Raw genomic sequence first — 16,464 nt, forward strand, 5'->3', positions numbered from 1 at the left:
GCGCGGCTGGGCTCAGCCCAGCCGGCGCTTCCTCTCTTCCGGCTCCCTTTTTTCTTTCGCCTCCGGCTCCTCGCGATCCGCCTCGAACAGCGTCTGCAACTCGGCGGCGGCCTGTTGGGAGGTCTGGATCAGGCGGTTCTCGTCGTGGTGGACGGCGTGCTGCCGGATCAAGGTGCGCTCGTCGTGGGCGCGGAAGGTTTCCACCGTCCGCTCCGCCTCGTCGTGCGGGACGCCCAGCGCCTCCAGCACGCCGCCGGTCAGGCGCAGGCTGGAATCGAAGGTCTCGCGCACGAAATGCGTCACGCCGCGGTCCATCAGGTAATGGGCGTGCCGGCGGTTGCGGGCGCGGGCATAGATGGTCAGGTGGGGGAAGTGGCGGGCCGCGATCTCCACCACGCGCAGCGACTGCTCCATGTCGTCCAGCGCCACGACCAGCACCTTGGCGTGCTCGGCCCCGGCGGCGCGCAGCAGGTCCTCCCGCGTCGGGTCGCCGTAATAGACCTTGCTGCCGAAGCGGCGCACGAAATCGACCTGGGCGGCGCTCTGCTCCAGCGCGGTGAAGGGGATGTTGCGCAGGCGCAGCACGCGTCCGACGATCTGCCCGACCCGGCCGAAGCCGCAGATGATCACCGGCGGTTCGCCGTCCAGCTCGATCTTGTCGTAGGGGCGCGCCGGCTTGATGATCAGGCGCGGGGCGAGCCACCGCTCCTCCGCCGCGAAGAGGAAGGGGGTGGCGATCATCGTCAGCGTGACGACCAGCATGGCGGCGGTCGACTGGTCACCGCTCATGGCGCCGACGCCCACGGCCAGCCCGAACAGGACGAAACCGAACTCGCTGCCCTGGCTCAGCACCGACGACAGCCGTATGGAGCCGCCGGGGCGAAGGCCGGACAGGCGGGCCAGCGCGAACAGCACCGCGCCCTTCAGCGCCATCACCCCCAGCGCCAGCGACAGGTAGAACAGGGGTTGCGCCATCAGCGCCTTCACGTCGGCGCCCATGCCCACCGACACGAAGAAGAAGCCCAGCAACAGCCCCTCGAACGGTGCCACGTCGGCCTGCACCTCGTGCCGGTACTCCGAGTCGGACAGCAGCACGCCCGCCATGAAGGCGCCCAGCGACATGGACAGCCCGCCCCAGGCGGCGAGGAAGGCGGTGCCCAGCACGATCAGCAGGGCGGCGGCGGTGAAGATCTCCGGTGTCTTGGCCGCGTCCACTGCGCGCAGGATGGGGCGCAGCAGGTGGCGGCCGCCGGCCAGGATCGCGGCGACGACGGCGATCGCCTTCAGCACGGCCAGCCAGGCGCCGTTGGCGTCCGGCATGACGTCGCCTGTGCCGAGCAGCGGCAGAAGCGCCACCGCCGGAATGATCGCAAGGTCCTGGAACAGCAGGATGGAGAAGGCGCTGCGGCCCGCGTTGGTGGTCAGAAGCTCCCGCTCCGCCAGCATCGGCAGGACCATGGCGGTGGAGGAGAGCGCCAGCCCGAACCCCACCACCAGCGCCGCCGCCATGGACAGTCCCAACAGAAGGAACGCCGCCGCGGCGATGACCAGCGTGGTCAGCGCCACCTGCGCGCCGCCGAGCCCGAGCACCGCCTTGCGCATGACCCAGAGCCGGGCGGGGCGAAGCTCCAGCCCGATCAGGAACAGCAGCATGATGACGCCGAATTCGGAGACGTGGCTGATCGCGCCCACGTCGGTGACGAGGCCGAGCCCGGCCGGTCCGATGACCAGCCCCGCCCCCAGGTAGCCGACCGGCCCGCCGAAGCCCAGCCGCTTCGCGACCGGAACGGCCAGGACCACGGCGGCCAGCAGGACCACCACCGTCAAGAGATCCGACATCCACCCCGTCCCTGCGTCTTTTCCAGGTCGGAATATGGGGACGGGACGGCGGATCGGGTACCGACCGGCTTCCAATGCTTACGTATGATGGAAGCCGGTTCGGAACCCAGCTTATTGGCCGGGGCTCACTGCACCACGATCCGGGGTGCCGCACGCGTTGGACCCTGGTTGCCGGCGATCTTCTCCCAGAGGCGCTTGGCGATGCCGCGGTAGGCCTTCGCGTGCTCCGACTCCGGCTGGGAGACGGTGATCGGCTGGCCCTGGTCGGAGGTCTCGCGGATGTCGATGTGCAGCGGGATCTCGCCCAGGAACTCCATGCCCAGGTCGTCGGCTTCCTTGCGGGCGCCGCCGTGGCTGAAGATGTCCGTGCGGTGGCCGCAGTTGGGGCAGCAGAAATAGCTCATGTTCTCGATGATGCCGAGGACGGGCACGTCCACGCGGCGGAACATGTTCAGCCCCTTGCGGGCATCGAGCAGCGCGATGTCCTGCGGCGTGGAGACGATCACCGCGCCGGCCAGCGGCACCTGCTGTGCCATGGTCAGCTGCGCGTCGCCGGTGCCCGGCGGCATGTCGACCACCAGCACGTCCAACTCGCCCCAGTTCACGTCGCGCAGCATCTGCTGCAGGGCGCTCATCACCATCGGGCCGCGCCAGATCATCGGCGTGTCCTCGGCGACCAGGAAGCCCATGGACATCACCTTGATGCCATAGTTCTCCATCGGCTCCAGCACGCGGCCGTCGTGGCTGACCGGGCGGCCGGAGATGCCGAGCATGCGCGGCATGGACGGACCGTAGATGTCGGCGTCCAGCAGGCCGACCTTCTGCCCGTTCGCCGCCATGGCGAGCGCCAGGTTGGCGGCGGTGGTGGACTTGCCGACGCCGCCCTTGCCGCTTGCTACGGCGACGATCGCCTTCACGCCGGGGACGAGCGGCTTCTGCTCCTGCGGCTGGGCTTGTCCGTGGCTGTGCCCGTGCCCGCCGTGGGCGTGACCGTGCCCTTGCGCCGGCTGGGGCGCCTGCTGCCCCTGTCCGCCGGCGCGGTGCGCCGTCAGGACCGCGGTGACGGACAGGACGCCCGGCACGCGCTCCACCGCCTTCTCGGCGGCGTGGCGCACCGGCTCGGCCTGGGCGCCGCGCTTGGGGTCCACTTCGATCGAAAAGGCGACGTTGCCGTCGCGCACGACGAGGCCGGACAACATGCCGAGGCTGACGATGTCCTTGCCCCGTTCCGGATCGATTACGGTCCTGAGAGCCTCAAGGACTTGAGCTTCGCTGACCTGGGCCATGGTTGAAAACTCCGCTTCCTTCCCGATATTGGCGGATATCCGTCGGTGAACTCCCTCCCCGAAGGGAGAGGCACTATAGGACCGTCGGGCAATAATGGTAAAGGGACCGGACCGGTCGGCAATGATTTCCGCCGGCCAAGGCCCCCGGTCAGGAACAAGAGAGCGCGAAGGGGAACGAACGGAATGCCGTGGAGCAATCAGGGTGGGGGTGGCGGTGGCGGCCCCTGGGGATCTCCGCCGGGGGGCGGCGGACAGAATCCGTGGGGCAGGCCGCCGGGTGGCGGCGGCGGAAGCGGTGGGGGCGGCGGCGGACCGCAGCCTCCCGATCTTGAGGATTTGCTGCGCCGCGGCCAGGACCGCCTGAAGAAAGTCATGCCGGGGGGTGTGGGCAGCGGCCGCGGCATCGCGCTCGTCGTCGGCCTGCTCGCCATCATCTGGCTGGCCAGCGGCATCTACCGCGTCGAGGCGGACGAGCAGGGGGTCGTCCTTCGCTTCGGCCAGTGGACCCGCACCGAGCAACCGGGCCTGCGCTACCACCTGCCGGCGCCGATCGAATCGGTGCTGCTGCCCAAGGTGACGCGCGTCAACCGCATCGAGGTGGGCTACCGGTCCGCCGGAGACGGACGGCGCGGCGACCGCGACGTGCCGGACGAGTCGCTGATGCTGACCGGCGACGAGAACATCATCGACATCGACTTCACCGTCTTCTGGGTGATCAAGGACGCGGGCCAGTACCTGTTCAAGATCCGCGAGCCCGAGGTCACCGTGAAGAAGGCGGCGGAAAGCGCCATGCGCGAGGTCATCGGCCGCACCGAGCTGCAGCCGGCCCTGACCGAGGCGCGCCAGCAGATCGAGACCTCCACGCGCCAGCTCCTTCAGGCCATGCTCGACGACTATCAGGCGGGCATCGAGGTGACGCAGGTGCAGTTGCAGAAGGCCGATCCGCCGGCGCCCGTCATCGACGCCTTCAACGACGTGCAGCGCGCCCGCGCCGACCGCGAACGCGCCCGCAACGAGGCGGAAGCCTACCGCAACGACGTCATCCCGCGCGCCCGCGGCGACGCGGAACGCCTGATCCAGGAGGCCTCGGCCTACCGCGAGCAGGTCGTGAACCTGGCGCAGGGCGACGCGGAGCGCTTCCGCAAGGTCTACGACGCCTTCTCGCAGGCCAAGGAAGTGACCGCCAAGCGCATGTATCTGGAAACCATGGAAGAGATCCTGCGCGGCGCCCACAAGGTCATCATCGACGGCAACGCCCAGGGTGCCCAGGGGGTCGTCCCCTACCTGCCGCTCGGCCAGCTCCAGCCGGCCCCGGCGGCCGTGCCGCCGTCTCCGGCCCGGCCCGGACAGCCCGCGTCGCAACCCGGCCCGGTGATGTCCGGCCAGCAGACCCGCTGAGGAGGCGACGACCATGAACCGCAGTCTCTTGATCGTCGGCATCGGCATCCTGCTGGCGGGCGTCATCGCCTCCGCCTCGCTCTTCACCGTGAACGAGGCGCAGCAGGCGCTGGTCCTCCAGTTCGGCGAACCGGTGCGCGTCCTGCGCGATCCCGGCCTGAAGGCCAAGATCCCCTTCATCCAGGAGGTGCGCATCCTCGACCGGCGCGTGCTCGACCTCGACCCGCCGGTGGAGCAGGTGATCCTGGCCGACCAGAAGCGCCTGGACGTCGACGCCTTCGCCCGCTACCGCATCCTCGACCCGCTGCGCTTCTACCAGACCGCCGGTACGGAAGCGGTGGCCGAGACGCGCATGAACGCCATCGTGAACTCGGCGCTGCGCCGCGTGCTCGGCAGCGTGACCCTGCTCGCCATCCTGTCGGACGAGCGTCCGCGCGTCATGAACGACATCCGCGGCCAGGTGAACGACGAAGCGAAACGCTTCGGCATCGAGATCGTCGACGTCCGCATCCGCCGCGCAGACCTGCCGGAGGAGACCAGCCAGTCGATCTTCGCCCGCATGCGCTCCGAGCGCGAACGCGAGGCGGCGGAGGCCCGCGCCCAGGGCCAGGAGCAGTCGCAGCAGATCCGCGCCCGCGCCGACCGCGAACGCACGGTCATCCTGGCCGAGGCGCAGCGCGACTCGCAGATCCTGCGCGGCGAAGGCGACAACCAGGCGCTGAAGCTGATCGCCGAGGCGACCTCCCGCGATCCGCAGTTCTACAGCTTCTACCGGACGCTGGAAGCCTACCGGAAGGCGCTGAACAAGGACGACACCACCATGGTGCTGTCCCCGACCGGCGAGTTCTTCCGCTACTTCGGCGACATTACGGGCAAGGGCCAGCAGGGGCCCGCGCCGACCAACGCGCCGGCCACGCCCGGTCCGGCGAACGCCGGCGCCGCGACGGCCCAGCAATAGGCAGACATCTTACCTAGCCGCCAACCACCTTCCACCGTCATTCCCGCGAAGGCGGGAATCCAGGGCACATCTGTCGCTTAGCGGCGGCGTTTCCTGGATCCCAGCCTTCGCTGGGATGACGGTGGAAAGGGGCTTTGCGTCCTATACGGTCCGATTTGTTGACGTAGGCGCCGGCCGTGGAGGTAGGGTGGAGACGTTCCGACCCTCCCACCCGAAATTCCTCTCCATGACCGACCTTTTCACCGCGCTCGCCCTCGTCCTGGTGATCGAGGGCGCGCTCTACGCGCTGTTTCCGAACGCGATGCGGCGCGTGATCGCCGAAGCGCTGTCCCTGCCGGAGAACCACATGCGCGCCGCCGGCCTCGTCGCGGCGATGGCTGGGGTCGGGCTGGTCTGGCTTCTGCGCGGGGCTTGAACGGGTCCGCGCAATAGGGGGAATGGGGGCCGAATCGCCGCGCGGTCTCTGGACCAACGCGCCATTTTCCGGCCATACTCGCCCCCCTATACTCAACCAGAGTATATTTGACCTTTTATATTCGCCGGCCGTCCTTGGCCCGAGGCGAGGTGGGCCGCGTCGAGGGGAGTGTGAGAGTTCGCGAAGCGCTTGGAGCCCTGTTTGCTTGAAGCGCCGTCGCGCACGGCTTACATCCGCTTCACACGGATCGGGTGGGCGCCCTCGGCACGCACGCCAAATGGAACAAGAAGCGGCCGGACGTCCGGCAGGGAGAGCTGAGTTGAACCCTAACCTTTGCACCAAGCGCGCCGTGGTCGCGGCTTCCGCCGACCGGCGCAACCGTCTGTCCACGCGGGCGGGTGTCGTTCCCCTGATGGCCGCTCTCCTGTGGGTGCTGACCGCCGTCGTCGGCAACCCCGCCGCCGCGCAGGCACGGCAGGCCCCCGGCAGCTTCGCGGACCTCGCGGAGAAGCTGTTGCCCGCCGTGGTCAACATCTCCACCAGCCAGGCGGCGCCGCAGCGCCCGCAGGGCTCGCGGCCGGAGCTGCCGCAATTCCCGCCGGGCTCGCCCTTCGAAGAGTTCTTCAAGGACTTCTTCGACCGCCAGCAGCAGGACCAGCCGCAGGCGCAGCGCAAGGCGACCTCGCTCGGCTCGGGCTTCATCATCGACGCCAAGAACGGGCTGGTCGTCACCAACAACCACGTCATCCAGGACGCGGACGAGATCACCGTCATCCTGCAGGACGACACCAACATCAAGGCGGAGCTGGTCGGCAAGGACACCAAGACCGACGTCGCCCTGCTGAAGATCAAGACGAACCACCCGCTGACCGCCGTCCCCTTCGGCGATTCGGACGCCATGCGCGTGGGCGACTGGGTGCTGGCCATCGGCAACCCGTTCGGTCTCGGCGGGTCGGTGACCGCGGGCATCATCTCGGCGCGCCAGCGCGACATCAACGCCGGCCCCTACGACGATTTCCTGCAGACCGACGCCTCGATCAACCGCGGCAACTCCGGCGGCCCGATGTTCAACCTGAACGGCGAGGTCATCGGCATCAACACGGCGATCTACTCGCCGTCGGGCGGCTCGGTCGGCATCGGCTTCGCCATTCCGGCCAACCTCGCCAAGCAGGTGGTGGCGCAGCTGCGCGACTACGGCAAGACCCGCCGCGGCTGGCTGGGCGTCCGCATCCAGGCGGTCACGCCGGAGATCGCGGAGAGCCTCGGCCTCCAGGCCCACAAGGGCGCGCTCGTCGCCTCCGTCACGCCGGGCGGCCCCGCGGCCAAGGCCGGCATCCAGGCCGGCGACGTGGTGACCAAGTTCGACAACCGCGACATCGGCGAGTCCCGCCGCCTGCCGCGCGTCGTTGCCGAGACCGGCATCGACAAGTCGGTCCCGGTCGAGGTGTGGCGCAAGGGCAAGGCCGTGACCATGCAGGTCAAGGTCGGTGAGCTTGAGGCCGCCGAAGAGTCCGGCCTGCTCGCCGCCGTGCCGGACGAGCAGCGCCGCCAACCGCAGCAGGCCCCGGCCCCGAAGCAGACCGAGGCGCTGGGCCTGAAGCTGACCGGCATCACCCCGGAACTGCGCCAGCAGTTCGAGATCAAGCCCGAGCTGAAGGGCGTGGTCGTGACGGAGGTGTCGAACAACTCGACCGCGTCGGAAAAGGGCATGCGCCCCGGCGACGTGATCATCGAGGTCGGCCAGGAGGAAGTCCGCAAGCCGGAAGACGTCGCCACCAAGATCCAGAAGGCCAAGGAGCAGGGCAAGAAGTCGATCCTGCTGCTGGTCGACCGCAAGGGCGACCTGCGCTTCGTCGCCATCCCGCTCGGCCAGGGCTGACGGGGTCTGTGTTCTAACGGGGGCGCTCCAGCAAAAAGGCACCGGCGGGAAACCGCCGGTGCCTTTTTCTTTTTCGTGCCTGCCCGGTGTTACCCCTCCACGATCTCGCCAGCGCGGTAGCCCTGGGCGTAGAGCAGTGCGGTCAGGTCGCTGTGGTCCACACGGGCGCGGGCCTGGGCGGCGACCGTCGGCTTGGCGTGGTAGGCGACGCCGAGCCCGGCGGCGAGCAGCATGGGCAGGTCGTTGGCGCCGTCGCCGACCGCCATGGTCTCCGGCGTCGGGACGCGGCGCTCGCCGGCGTAGGCGAGTAGGGCCTCCAGCTTGCTGTCCTTGTCGAGGATCGGCTCGACCACCGCGCCGGTCATGGTGCCGTCCACCACCTCCAACACGTTGCCGCGATCGTCGTCGAAGCCGACCCAGCTCCGCACCCGCTCGGTGAAGCAGCGGAAGCCGCCGGAGACCAGCACGCAGGTGGCGCCGTTGGTGCGCATGGTGGCGACCAGCGCCTTGGCGCCCGGCATCAGGGTGGCGCGCTGCCACACCTCGTCGATGACGCTTTCCTTGAGACCCTTCAGCAGGGCGACGCGCTCGCGCACCGCGCCCTTGAAATCGATCTCGCCGTTCATGGCGCGGGCGGTGATGTCGGCGATGTGCTGCTTCAGCCCGACATAGTCGCCCAACTCGTCCAACATTTCCTGCTGGATGATCGTCGATTCCATGTCGGCGACCAGCAGGCGCTTCTTCCGGTTGGCGGGGGCTTGCGCGATCACATCCACAGGCACGGGCACCGGCAGTTCGCCGAGCGCCCGGCGCACGGCAGCCTCCGCCTGTTCCGGGACCAGCCCGCGAAGCGCGATGTCGCAGGCCCGCCCGGGGGCCAGCCAGTCAAGCGTCACGGAATCCGCGCCCAGCGGGCCGAGGGCGGCGCGCGCGGTCTGCGCGGTCTGCTCGTCGAGCGCGAAGGACGTGGCGGCGATCAGGGTGACGACAGCGCTCATGGGGGCGATCCTGGAGAAAGTCCTGCGGGGAGGGCGCGCGCGCTCCCTACCACAGCCGGGGCACTCCGCCAACCATCGTGGCGTTGCATTCCGGCGCCGTCCCCTGCCATACGCTGTTTCCCCAATGGGGTATTGGTGGGGAACACGGGCAGGCGCGATGACGAAGGACATCGGAACGACGGGGGACGTGGTGGTGATCGGCGGGCCGACGGCGTCGGGCAAGTCGGGCATGGCGCTCGACATCGCGGAGGCGTTGGGTGGCACGGTGATCAACGCCGACAGCATGCAGCTTTACGCCGACCTCGACGTGCTGACCGCCCGGCCCGGCCCCGCTGACCTCGCGCGCGTGCCGCACCGGCTCTACGGCGTGCTGCCGGCCAGCGAGCGTGGCTCGGCCGCGCGCTGGCGCGACATGGCCCTGGCGGAGATCGCCGCGGCGCACGCGGCTGGTCGGCTGCCGGTGGTCGTCGGCGGCACCGGCCTCTACCTGCGCAGCCTGATGGAGGGGCTGAGCGCCGTTCCCGCAATCCCCGAGGGAATCCGCCGGGCCGCCCACGCCCGCCTGCAGGAGTTGGGCGGCGAGGCCTTCCGTGCGGAGCTGGTTGCCCGCGACCCGGCGTCGGCCAAGCTGAACCCCGGCGACACCACCCGCCTGACCCGCGCCTGGGAGGTGCTGGAGGCGACCGGACACCCGCTGTCCCACTGGCAGACCCAGGCGGCGGACGGCGCGCCGGAGGGGTTGGCCTTCACCGTCCTCGTGCTCGACCCGCCGCGCGACGCGCTCTACGCCAACTGCGACCGCCGCTTCGAACTGATGATGGGGCAGGGGGCGCTGGAGGAGGTGCGGCGGTTGGACGCACAGGCCCTAGAAAAATCCCTGGGCCCCGACCTGCCGGCCATGAAGGCGCTTGGCGTGCCGGAGCTGCGGCGATACTTGCAAAAGGAACTGTCACTGGAGCAAGCAATTTCACTGGCACAACAATCCACGCGGCGTTATGCCAAGCGGCAGGTGACGTGGTTCCGCCACCAACTCGCTGCCCGCCCTCCGAACTTTGTCGAAGGCGGGGTCGGCGGCAAAACCGCGCATGGCAGCCATACGATCAATTCGCTCTATTCAGGATCGCTTAGTGAAGCAATACTGACCTATCTTGAAACGACGTTGCGTCGATGAGCTTCAGGAGGACTTAAAGTGACGGTCGATTGGGGACAGGTGTTTGCCGGCCGCGTCAGCGGCATGGGGGCCTCGGAAATCCGGGAGCTGCTGAAGCTGCTCGAACGGCCGGAGATCATCTCCTTCGCCGGCGGCATTCCCGACCCGGATTTCTTCCCGACCGCGGCCATCGCGCGTGCCTATGAGAAGATCTTCCAGTCCAACGCCGGCGCCGGCGGCGCGCTCCAGTACACGATCAGCGAGGGCTACACCCCGCTGCGCGAGTGGATCTGCGCCTACATGGGCCGCCACGGCATCGAGGCCGGGCTGGACGAGGTGCTGGTCACCAGCGGCTCGCAGCAGGCGCTGGAGTTTGTCGGCAAGCTGCTGATCGGGCCGGGCGACAAGGTGGTGGTGACGCGCCCGACCTACCTCGGCGCGCTCCAGGCCTTCTCCCCCTACGAGCCCCACTACCTGTCCGTTCCCGGCGACGCCGAAGGTCCGGACCTCGTCGCCCTTGAGGCGGCGCTGGAGCAGAAGCCGAAGTTCCTCTACCTCGTTCCGGACTTCCAGAACCCCAACGGCACGACCATCACGCTGGCCCGGCGCGAGGCGATCCTGGACCTCTGCGCGAAGCACGGCGTGCCGGTTGTCGAGGACGCCGCCTACACCGAACTGCGCTACGACGGGGAGCGGGTGCCGCCGCTGGCCGCGCTGGACGCCGCGCGCAACGGCGGGAAGCTCACCAACGTGATCTTCTGCGGCTCCTTCTCCAAGACGATGGTGCCGGCCTTCCGCGTGGGCTGGATCAACGGCCCAGCCGAGGTCATCAACCGGCTGGTGCTGATGAAGCAGGCCGGTGACCTGCACACCAGCACGATCAACCAGATCGTCCTGCACGACGTGGTATCGGAAATTTTCGACAATCACCTTCGCCATCTGCGTACGAAGTACAAGGAGCGGCGCGACGCCATGCTCTCCGCCCTGGAGCAGTTCGCGCCGGCCGGCGTGCGCTGGACCAAGCCGGAAGGCGGCATGTTCGTCTGGATCGAGCTGCCGGAGGGCACGGACGGCGTCGCTCTGCTGGCCCGCGCAATCCAGGACGCCAACGTCGCCTTCGTCCCCGGTTCCGCCTTCCACGCCGACCGGTCGGGCAAGAACACGCTGCGCCTCAGCTTCTCCAACAACAACCCGGAGCGCATCCGCGAGGGCATCCGCCGCCTCTGCGGCCTGCTGGAAACCGTCGCGGCGTAATCACGCCTCTGAGACGGATCGGCCCGAAGGCCCGTCGCCGTTGCCGCGGTGGCGGGCCTTCGGCTTTTGAGCGTTTCCAGAATGCGAAATATTCGGAAAAACTGCGGCAAAAAAGCTTTTCGATCATTCGCAAAATGGGTTGACCACGGACCGGCGGATTGTCTAGGTTGCCGGTCCCGGCTTTCGCCTTTGGGAATAACCCCTTGTATTCACAAGAGGGCTTTTCCCGAGGGCCGTACGCCGGGGTTGAGCGAAGGAACAGGGCCGCCCGTGGAAAGAGGGGCCCTCATTGGAAGGTCGCAAGCTATGCCCGAACAGACGCTGACCGGCGCACAGATCGTCATCAAGTCCCTGAAGGATCAGGGCGTAGACATCATCTTCGGGTATCCGGGCGGCGCGGTACTTCCGATCTACGACGCTCTGTTCCAGCAGAACGACATCAAGCACATCCTGGTCCGGCACGAGCAGGCCGCCGTGCACGCCGCCGAAGGCTACGCCCGCTCCACCGGCAAGGTGGGCTGCGTGCTGGTGACCTCCGGCCCCGGCGCCACCAACGCCGTGACCGGCCTGCTGGACGCGCTGTGCGACAGCATCCCGCTGGTCTGCCTGTCCGGCCAGGTGCCGACCCACCTGATCGGCAACGACGCCTTCCAGGAGGCGGACACCACCGGCATCACCCGTCCCTGCACCAAGCACAATTACCTGGTGAAGGACGTCAACCAGCTGGCCCGCACGCTGCACGAGGCCTTCTACGTGGCCCGCAGCGGCCGTCCCGGCCCGGTGCTGATCGACATCCCGAAGGACGTGCAGTTCGCCGACGGCACCTACGTCCCGCCGACCGAGGTGAAGCACAAGACCTACCGCCCGCAGGTCAAGCCGGAGATCGCCCGCGTCGAGGAGGCGATCGAGCTGATCGCGTCGGCCAAGCGCCCGGTCTTCTACACTGGCGGCGGCGTGGTGAACGCCGGCCCCTTCGCGGCCAAGCTGCTGACCCAGTTCGTGAAGCTGACCGGCTTCCCGATCACCTCCACCCTGATGGGCCTGGGCGCCTTCCCGGCGTCGGATGCGCAGTGGCTGGGCATGCTGGGCATGCACGGCACGTACGAGGCGAACCTCGCCATGTACAACTGCGACGTCATGATCAACATCGGCGCCCGCTTCGACGACCGCGTGACCGGCAAGCTGTCGGAATTCGCGCCGGGCTCGAAGAAGATCCACGTCGACATCGACCCCAGCTCCATCAACAAGAACGTGGCGGTGGACATCCCGATCGTCGGCGACGCGGGTGCTGTGCTGGAAGACATGATGCGCCTGTGGAAGGCCAGGCAGAAGCGCGCCGACCAGGCCGCGCTGAAGGATTGGTGGAAGCAGATCGAGGGCTGGCGCGCCCGCAACTGCCTGAACTACAATCGCACGGAATCGGTCATCAAGCCGCAGTACGCGCTGGAGCGCCTGCGCGAGGCCCTGCGCGGCAAGGAGCACTACATCACGACCGAGGTCGGCCAGCACCAGATGTGGGCCGCCCAGTTCCTGCCCTTCGACCAGCCGAACCGCTGGATGACCTCGGGCGGGCTCGGCACCATGGGCTACGGCCTGCCGGCGGCCATCGGCGCGCAGCTCGCCCACCCCGACGCCATCGTGGTGGACGTGTCGGGCGAGGCCTCCTTCCTGATGAACATGCAGGAGATCGGCACCGCCGTGCAGTACCGCGCGCCGGTCAAGATCTTCATCCTGAACAACAAGTACATGGGCATGGTCCGGCAGTGGCAGGAGCTGCTGCACGGCTCCCGCTACTCCAACAGCTACTCGGAGGCGCTGCCCGACTTCGTGAAGCTGGCGGAGGCCTGGGGCTGCGTCGGCCTGCGCGCCACCACGGTGGCCGAGGTGGACGAGGTGATCGAGAAGATGCTGGCGGTCACCGACCGGCCCTGCATCGTCGACATCGCCGTGGACCCGAAGGAGAACTGCTTCCCCATGATCCCCGGCGGCAAGGCCCACAACGAGATCCTGTTCGGCCCGGAGGACAGCCCGTCCAACGCCACGCCGGAAGACGGCATGGTGCTGGTCTGATCGCGGCGACCTGGACAAACGGATAAGGCCCTCTGGCGGAGTACGGATCGTGGAAGACAAGATCGAGAAGCACACCATCGCCGTGCTGGTGGACAACGAGCCGGGCGTGCTGGCCCGCGTGATCGGGCTGTTCTCGGGCCGCGGCTACAACATCGAAAGCCTGACGGTGGCGGAGGTGAACAACGCCGACCACCTGTCGCGCATCACGCTCGTTACCTCGGGCACCCGCATGGTGGTGGAGCAGATCAAGGCCCAGCTCGACCGCCTCGTGCCGGTGCACAAGGTCCATGACCTGACCGACGAGGGTCCGTCGGTTGAGCGCGAGCTGGCGCTGCTGAAGGTCGCCGGCACCGGCGAAAAGCGCATCGAGGCGCTGCGCCTGGCCGACATCTTCAAGGCGAAGGTGGTGGACGCCACGCTCACCTCCTTCGTGTTCGAACTGACCGGCACGACGGCGGAAGTCGACGACTTCGTCGGCCTGATGGCCCAGCTCGGCCTCGTCGAGGCCAGCCGCACGGGTGTCGTCGCCATGTCGAAGGGAGCCACCGGCTTCTGATCCGGCACCAGGGGCGGTCGGCAATGACGGCCAACAATGACGGGGGGGACAACCCAGCCCGCCGTCCTTTATCAGCCGGCCGAACAGTGTTCTGCTTGACGCGGCCCAAGCGCCGGTGGAGTAATTCCGCTGCGCAAAACTCGCACCACCAGATCGAAAAATCCAAGGAAGCACACCATGCGCGTCTATTATGATCGTGATGCCGACGTCAACCTGATCAAGGGCAAGAAGGTCGTCATCGTCGGCTACGGCAGCCAGGGCCACGCCCACGCCAACAACCTGCGTGACAGCGGTGTGAAGGACGTGCGCATCGCCCTCCGCCCGGGTTCGGCCACCATCAAGAAGGCCGAGGCCGCCGGCTTCACGGTCATGTCCCCGGCCGAGGCCGCCGCTTGGGCCGACGTGGTGATGATCCTCACCCCGGACGAGCTGCAGGCCGACCTGTACCGCGACGACCTCGCCAAGAACATGAAGCAGGGCGCGGCGATGGCCTTCGCGCACGGCCTGAACGTGCACTTCAGCCTGATCGAGCCGCGCGCCGACCTCGACGTGTTCATGATCGCGCCGAAGGGCCCGGGCCACACCGTCCGCGGTGAGTACCAGCGTGGCGGCGGCGTGCCCTGCCTCGTGGCCGTGCACCAGAACGCCTCCGGCAACGCGCTGGACATCGCGCTGTCCTACGCCTCGGCCATCGGCGGCGGCCGCGCCGGCATCATCGAGACCACCTTCAAGGAAGAGTGCGAGACCGACCTGTTCGGCGAGCAGGCCGTGCTCTGCGGCGGCCTGACCGAGTTGATCAAGGCCGGCTACGAGACGCTGACCGAGGCCGGCTACGCCCCGGAGATGGCCTATTTCGAGTGCCTGCACGAGGTGAAGCTGATCGTCGACCTCATGTACGAGGGCGGCATGGCCAACATGCGCTACTCGATCTCCAACACCGCCGAGTACGGCGACTACAAGACCGGTCCGCGCATCATCACCCCGGAGACCAAGGCCGAGATGAAGCGCGTGCTGGAGGACATCCAGACCGGCCGCTTCGTCCGCGACTGGATGCTGGAGTGCAAGGCCGGCCAGCCGTCCTTCAAGGCCATCCGCCGCCGCAACGCCGAGCACTCGATCGAGCAGGTCGGCGAGAAGCTGCGCGCCATGATGCCCTGGATCGCCGAGCGCCGCCTCGTCGACAAGAGCAAGAACTAAACCGTTCTTGGCTTTGAGTCAGGAAAAGCGCGCCGCAAGGCGCGCTTTTTCGTTGTGGGGGGGCATCCGCGCCTTACTTCCCGCCGCCTTCCGCTGCTGTGGGTTTCGGCAGCTTCTCGGCGATGCCGTACAGGGTTTCCCGCCGGCGGATTTCGGCGAAGACGTCGTCCGGGGTGATGCCCATCGTGGCCCACAGGACAGACAGATTGTAGAGCAGGTCGGCGCTCTCGTTCACCACGCCCTGGCGGTCCTCGTTCATCGCGTCCAGCGCCACCTCGACCGCTTCCTCGCCCACCTTCTTGGCGATCTTCTTCGGCCCGGCCGCGAACAGCCGCGCCGTCCGGGAGGAGGACGGGTCCATCCCCTGGCGTTCCAGGATCGCGGCGTAGAGGCGGAACAGGTCGTCGGACATGACGGGACCAGACATAACGGGGCCGGGCAGCCTGTGGTTGATCCGATAACCTGACGCTTCCAACCGGCTATTTCCATTCCCCAAGCGGCTGGCGCCGTTTTCTGCGGCACCGAGTCGCGGGAATTGGCGGCCGCCCGCGCTCAGCCGGCGTCGCGGGAGCGGTCGGCCTTCGGCCGTTCCTCCAGCAGGGGGCGGCCGGTCGACACGAAATGCACCACTTCCGCGATGTTGGTGGCGTGGTCGCCGATGCGCTCCAGGCTCTTGGCGATGAACAGCAGGTGCATGTTCGGCGTGAACAGGCCGGGCTCATTCTCGGCGGCGCGGGTGATGCCCTCGCAGATGCTGGTGTACAGCTCATCCACCTCGTCGTCGGTGCGCCAGACCCCCATGGCCATCTCGACGTCGTTGTCCACATAGGCGTCGATGGCGGTGGTCAGCCGCTGGCGCACCAGCCGGCCGAGGTTCGGCAGGGCATGCGTGGCGGAGGTCTCGGGATAGCCGGCGATGGCCGCGGCGCGGCGGGCGGTGTTGGCGGCGTGGTCGCCGACCCGTTCCAGGTTGCCGGCGATCTTCAGCGCGGCAATGACCTCGCGCAGGTCGTCGGCGACCGGCTGGCGCAACACCAGCATGCGCATGCAGTTCGCCTCGATTTCGTGCTCGAACGAGTCGAGGCGGGCGTCCGATTCCACGATGGCGCGCGCGAGGTCCGGGTTGCGCTGGGCGATGCAGGCCAGCGCCTCGTCGATCTGGGTCTCCGCCGCGCCGGCCATCTGCACGATGCCGGACTTCAGCCGCTTCATCGCGTCTTCGAAGGCGGAAACGATGTGCGGGGCGGGGTTCCTCATGGGGGTGACCTTTCGGCGACAGGCCGGGCGGCTCTGACCATAACAGGGCAGGGCGGCGGGGCGGAAAATCGCGGAACCGTACAATGCCGGGCCCGCCAAGGCCAGCCCCCACCGCATCGGAAACAGCCGGCCACGCGGTTGATTTCATCCCCCGGCGATGGCAGAACGCAGCCGCAGCAAAAACGCCCTCCCTCTCTCCGACGCAAC

The 16,464-nt window shown here is 68.2% G+C and carries 14 protein-coding genes; 9 read left to right on the plus strand and 5 right to left on the minus strand.

Annotation, left to right across the window (positions count from 1 at the left end):
* Nucleotides 1–12: 12 nt before the first annotated feature.
* Both M2351_RS04500 and apbC read right to left on the minus strand, forming a co-directional pair.
* The gene (locus M2351_RS04500; protein WP_264654943.1) at nt 13–1,839 is read right to left on the minus strand and encodes a monovalent cation:proton antiporter-2 (CPA2) family protein; all 1,827 of its coding nucleotides are present in this window, start codon (nt 1,837–1,839) and stop codon (nt 13–15) included.
* Nucleotides 1,840–1,964: 125 nt separating this feature from the next.
* Nucleotides 1,965–3,125: an iron-sulfur cluster carrier protein ApbC gene (gene apbC, locus M2351_RS04505; RefSeq protein WP_264654944.1), complete on the minus strand. Its 1,161-nt coding sequence runs from the start codon at nt 3,123–3,125 to the stop codon at nt 1,965–1,967.
* 183 nt (nt 3,126–3,308) lie between these two features.
* Here apbC and hflK point away from each other — a divergent pair, with 183 nt between their 5' ends.
* The 4 genes from hflK (at nt 3,309) to M2351_RS04525 (ending at nt 7,775) form a co-directional block, all read left to right on the plus strand.
* Nucleotides 3,309–4,523, plus strand: coding sequence for an FtsH protease activity modulator HflK (gene hflK / locus M2351_RS04510; RefSeq protein ID WP_264654945.1), 1,215 nt, complete (start codon nt 3,309–3,311; stop codon nt 4,521–4,523).
* Between the two features lie 13 nt (nt 4,524–4,536).
* Entirely contained in the window at nt 4,537–5,481 is a 945-nt protein-coding gene (hflC, locus tag M2351_RS04515; RefSeq protein WP_264654946.1) for a protease modulator HflC, read from the plus strand.
* A 226-nt stretch (nt 5,482–5,707) separates the two neighbouring features.
* Nucleotides 5,708–5,896 carry a DUF2065 domain-containing protein gene (locus tag M2351_RS04520; protein ID WP_264654947.1) on the plus strand — a complete coding sequence of 63 codons (189 nt, stop codon included), beginning with the start codon at nt 5,708–5,710 and terminating at the stop codon, nt 5,894–5,896.
* A gap of 412 nt (nt 5,897–6,308) precedes the next feature.
* Nucleotides 6,309–7,775 carry a DegQ family serine endoprotease gene (locus M2351_RS04525; protein ID WP_264656836.1) on the plus strand — a complete coding sequence of 489 codons (1,467 nt, stop codon included), beginning with the start codon at nt 6,309–6,311 and terminating at the stop codon, nt 7,773–7,775.
* A gap of 89 nt (nt 7,776–7,864) precedes the next feature.
* On the opposite strand, the gene serB is transcribed toward M2351_RS04525, so the two are convergent.
* The gene (gene serB / locus M2351_RS04530) at nt 7,865–8,773 is read right to left on the minus strand and encodes a phosphoserine phosphatase SerB (RefSeq protein WP_264654948.1); all 909 of its coding nucleotides are present in this window, start codon (nt 8,771–8,773) and stop codon (nt 7,865–7,867) included.
* 157 nt (nt 8,774–8,930) lie between these two features.
* Here serB and miaA point away from each other — a divergent pair, with 157 nt between their 5' ends.
* From miaA to ilvC, 5 genes are all read left to right on the plus strand, one after another.
* Nucleotides 8,931–9,944, plus strand: coding sequence for a tRNA (adenosine(37)-N6)-dimethylallyltransferase MiaA (gene miaA, locus M2351_RS04535; RefSeq protein ID WP_264654949.1), 1,014 nt, complete (start codon nt 8,931–8,933; stop codon nt 9,942–9,944).
* Between the two features lie 18 nt (nt 9,945–9,962).
* Entirely contained in the window at nt 9,963–11,177 is a 1,215-nt protein-coding gene (locus M2351_RS04540) for an aminotransferase-like domain-containing protein (RefSeq protein ID WP_264654950.1), read from the plus strand.
* Nucleotides 11,178–11,483: 306 nt separating this feature from the next.
* Nucleotides 11,484–13,247, plus strand: coding sequence for an acetolactate synthase 3 large subunit (locus M2351_RS04545; RefSeq protein ID WP_264654951.1), 1,764 nt, complete (start codon nt 11,484–11,486; stop codon nt 13,245–13,247).
* A gap of 49 nt (nt 13,248–13,296) precedes the next feature.
* Nucleotides 13,297–13,803: an acetolactate synthase small subunit gene (ilvN, locus tag M2351_RS04550; RefSeq protein ID WP_264654952.1), complete on the plus strand. Its 507-nt coding sequence runs from the start codon at nt 13,297–13,299 to the stop codon at nt 13,801–13,803.
* A gap of 177 nt (nt 13,804–13,980) precedes the next feature.
* Entirely contained in the window at nt 13,981–15,000 is a 1,020-nt protein-coding gene (ilvC, locus tag M2351_RS04555) for a ketol-acid reductoisomerase (RefSeq protein ID WP_264654953.1), read from the plus strand.
* Nucleotides 15,001–15,073: 73 nt separating this feature from the next.
* Here ilvC and hisE read toward each other — a convergent pair whose 3' ends face one another.
* On the minus strand, nt 15,074–15,412 hold the full coding sequence (gene hisE, locus M2351_RS04560; protein WP_264654954.1) for a phosphoribosyl-ATP diphosphatase: 339 nt from the start codon (nt 15,410–15,412) through the stop codon (nt 15,074–15,076).
* Between the two features lie 140 nt (nt 15,413–15,552).
* A complete protein-coding gene (gene phoU / locus M2351_RS04565) occupies nt 15,553–16,257 on the minus strand; it encodes a phosphate signaling complex protein PhoU (protein ID WP_264654955.1) in 705 nt (234 codons plus the stop codon).
* Between the last annotated feature and the right edge of the window lie 207 nt (nt 16,258–16,464).

The sequence above is a fragment of the Azospirillum canadense genome (genome assembly GCF_025961225.1).
In the GTDB taxonomy this organism is placed as follows: domain Bacteria; phylum Pseudomonadota; class Alphaproteobacteria; order Azospirillales; family Azospirillaceae; genus Azospirillum; species Azospirillum canadense.

What these genes read in the sequence shown, in the direction of transcription:
- M2351_RS04500 (WP_264654943.1), bottom strand. Translation starts at nt 1,839, where the DNA reads ATGTCGGATCTCTTGACGGTGGTGGTCCTGCTGGCCGCCGTGGTCCTG.
- apbC (WP_264654944.1), bottom strand. Translation starts at nt 3,125, where the DNA reads ATGGCCCAGGTCAGCGAAGCTCAAGTCCTTGAGGCTCTCAGGACCGTA.
- hflK (WP_264654945.1), top strand. Translation starts at nt 3,309, where the DNA reads ATGCCGTGGAGCAATCAGGGTGGGGGTGGCGGTGGCGGCCCCTGGGGA.
- hflC (WP_264654946.1), top strand. Translation starts at nt 4,537, where the DNA reads ATGAACCGCAGTCTCTTGATCGTCGGCATCGGCATCCTGCTGGCGGGC.
- M2351_RS04520 (WP_264654947.1), top strand. Translation starts at nt 5,708, where the DNA reads ATGACCGACCTTTTCACCGCGCTCGCCCTCGTCCTGGTGATCGAGGGC.
- M2351_RS04525 (WP_264656836.1), top strand. Translation starts at nt 6,309, where the DNA reads ATGGCCGCTCTCCTGTGGGTGCTGACCGCCGTCGTCGGCAACCCCGCC.
- serB (WP_264654948.1), bottom strand. Translation starts at nt 8,773, where the DNA reads ATGAGCGCTGTCGTCACCCTGATCGCCGCCACGTCCTTCGCGCTCGAC.
- miaA (WP_264654949.1), top strand. Translation starts at nt 8,931, where the DNA reads ATGACGAAGGACATCGGAACGACGGGGGACGTGGTGGTGATCGGCGGG.
- M2351_RS04545 (WP_264654951.1), top strand. Translation starts at nt 11,484, where the DNA reads ATGCCCGAACAGACGCTGACCGGCGCACAGATCGTCATCAAGTCCCTG.
- ilvC (WP_264654953.1), top strand. Translation starts at nt 13,981, where the DNA reads ATGCGCGTCTATTATGATCGTGATGCCGACGTCAACCTGATCAAGGGC.
- hisE (WP_264654954.1), bottom strand. Translation starts at nt 15,412, where the DNA reads ATGTCCGACGACCTGTTCCGCCTCTACGCCGCGATCCTGGAACGCCAG.
- phoU (WP_264654955.1), bottom strand. Translation starts at nt 16,257, where the DNA reads ATGAGGAACCCCGCCCCGCACATCGTTTCCGCCTTCGAAGACGCGATG.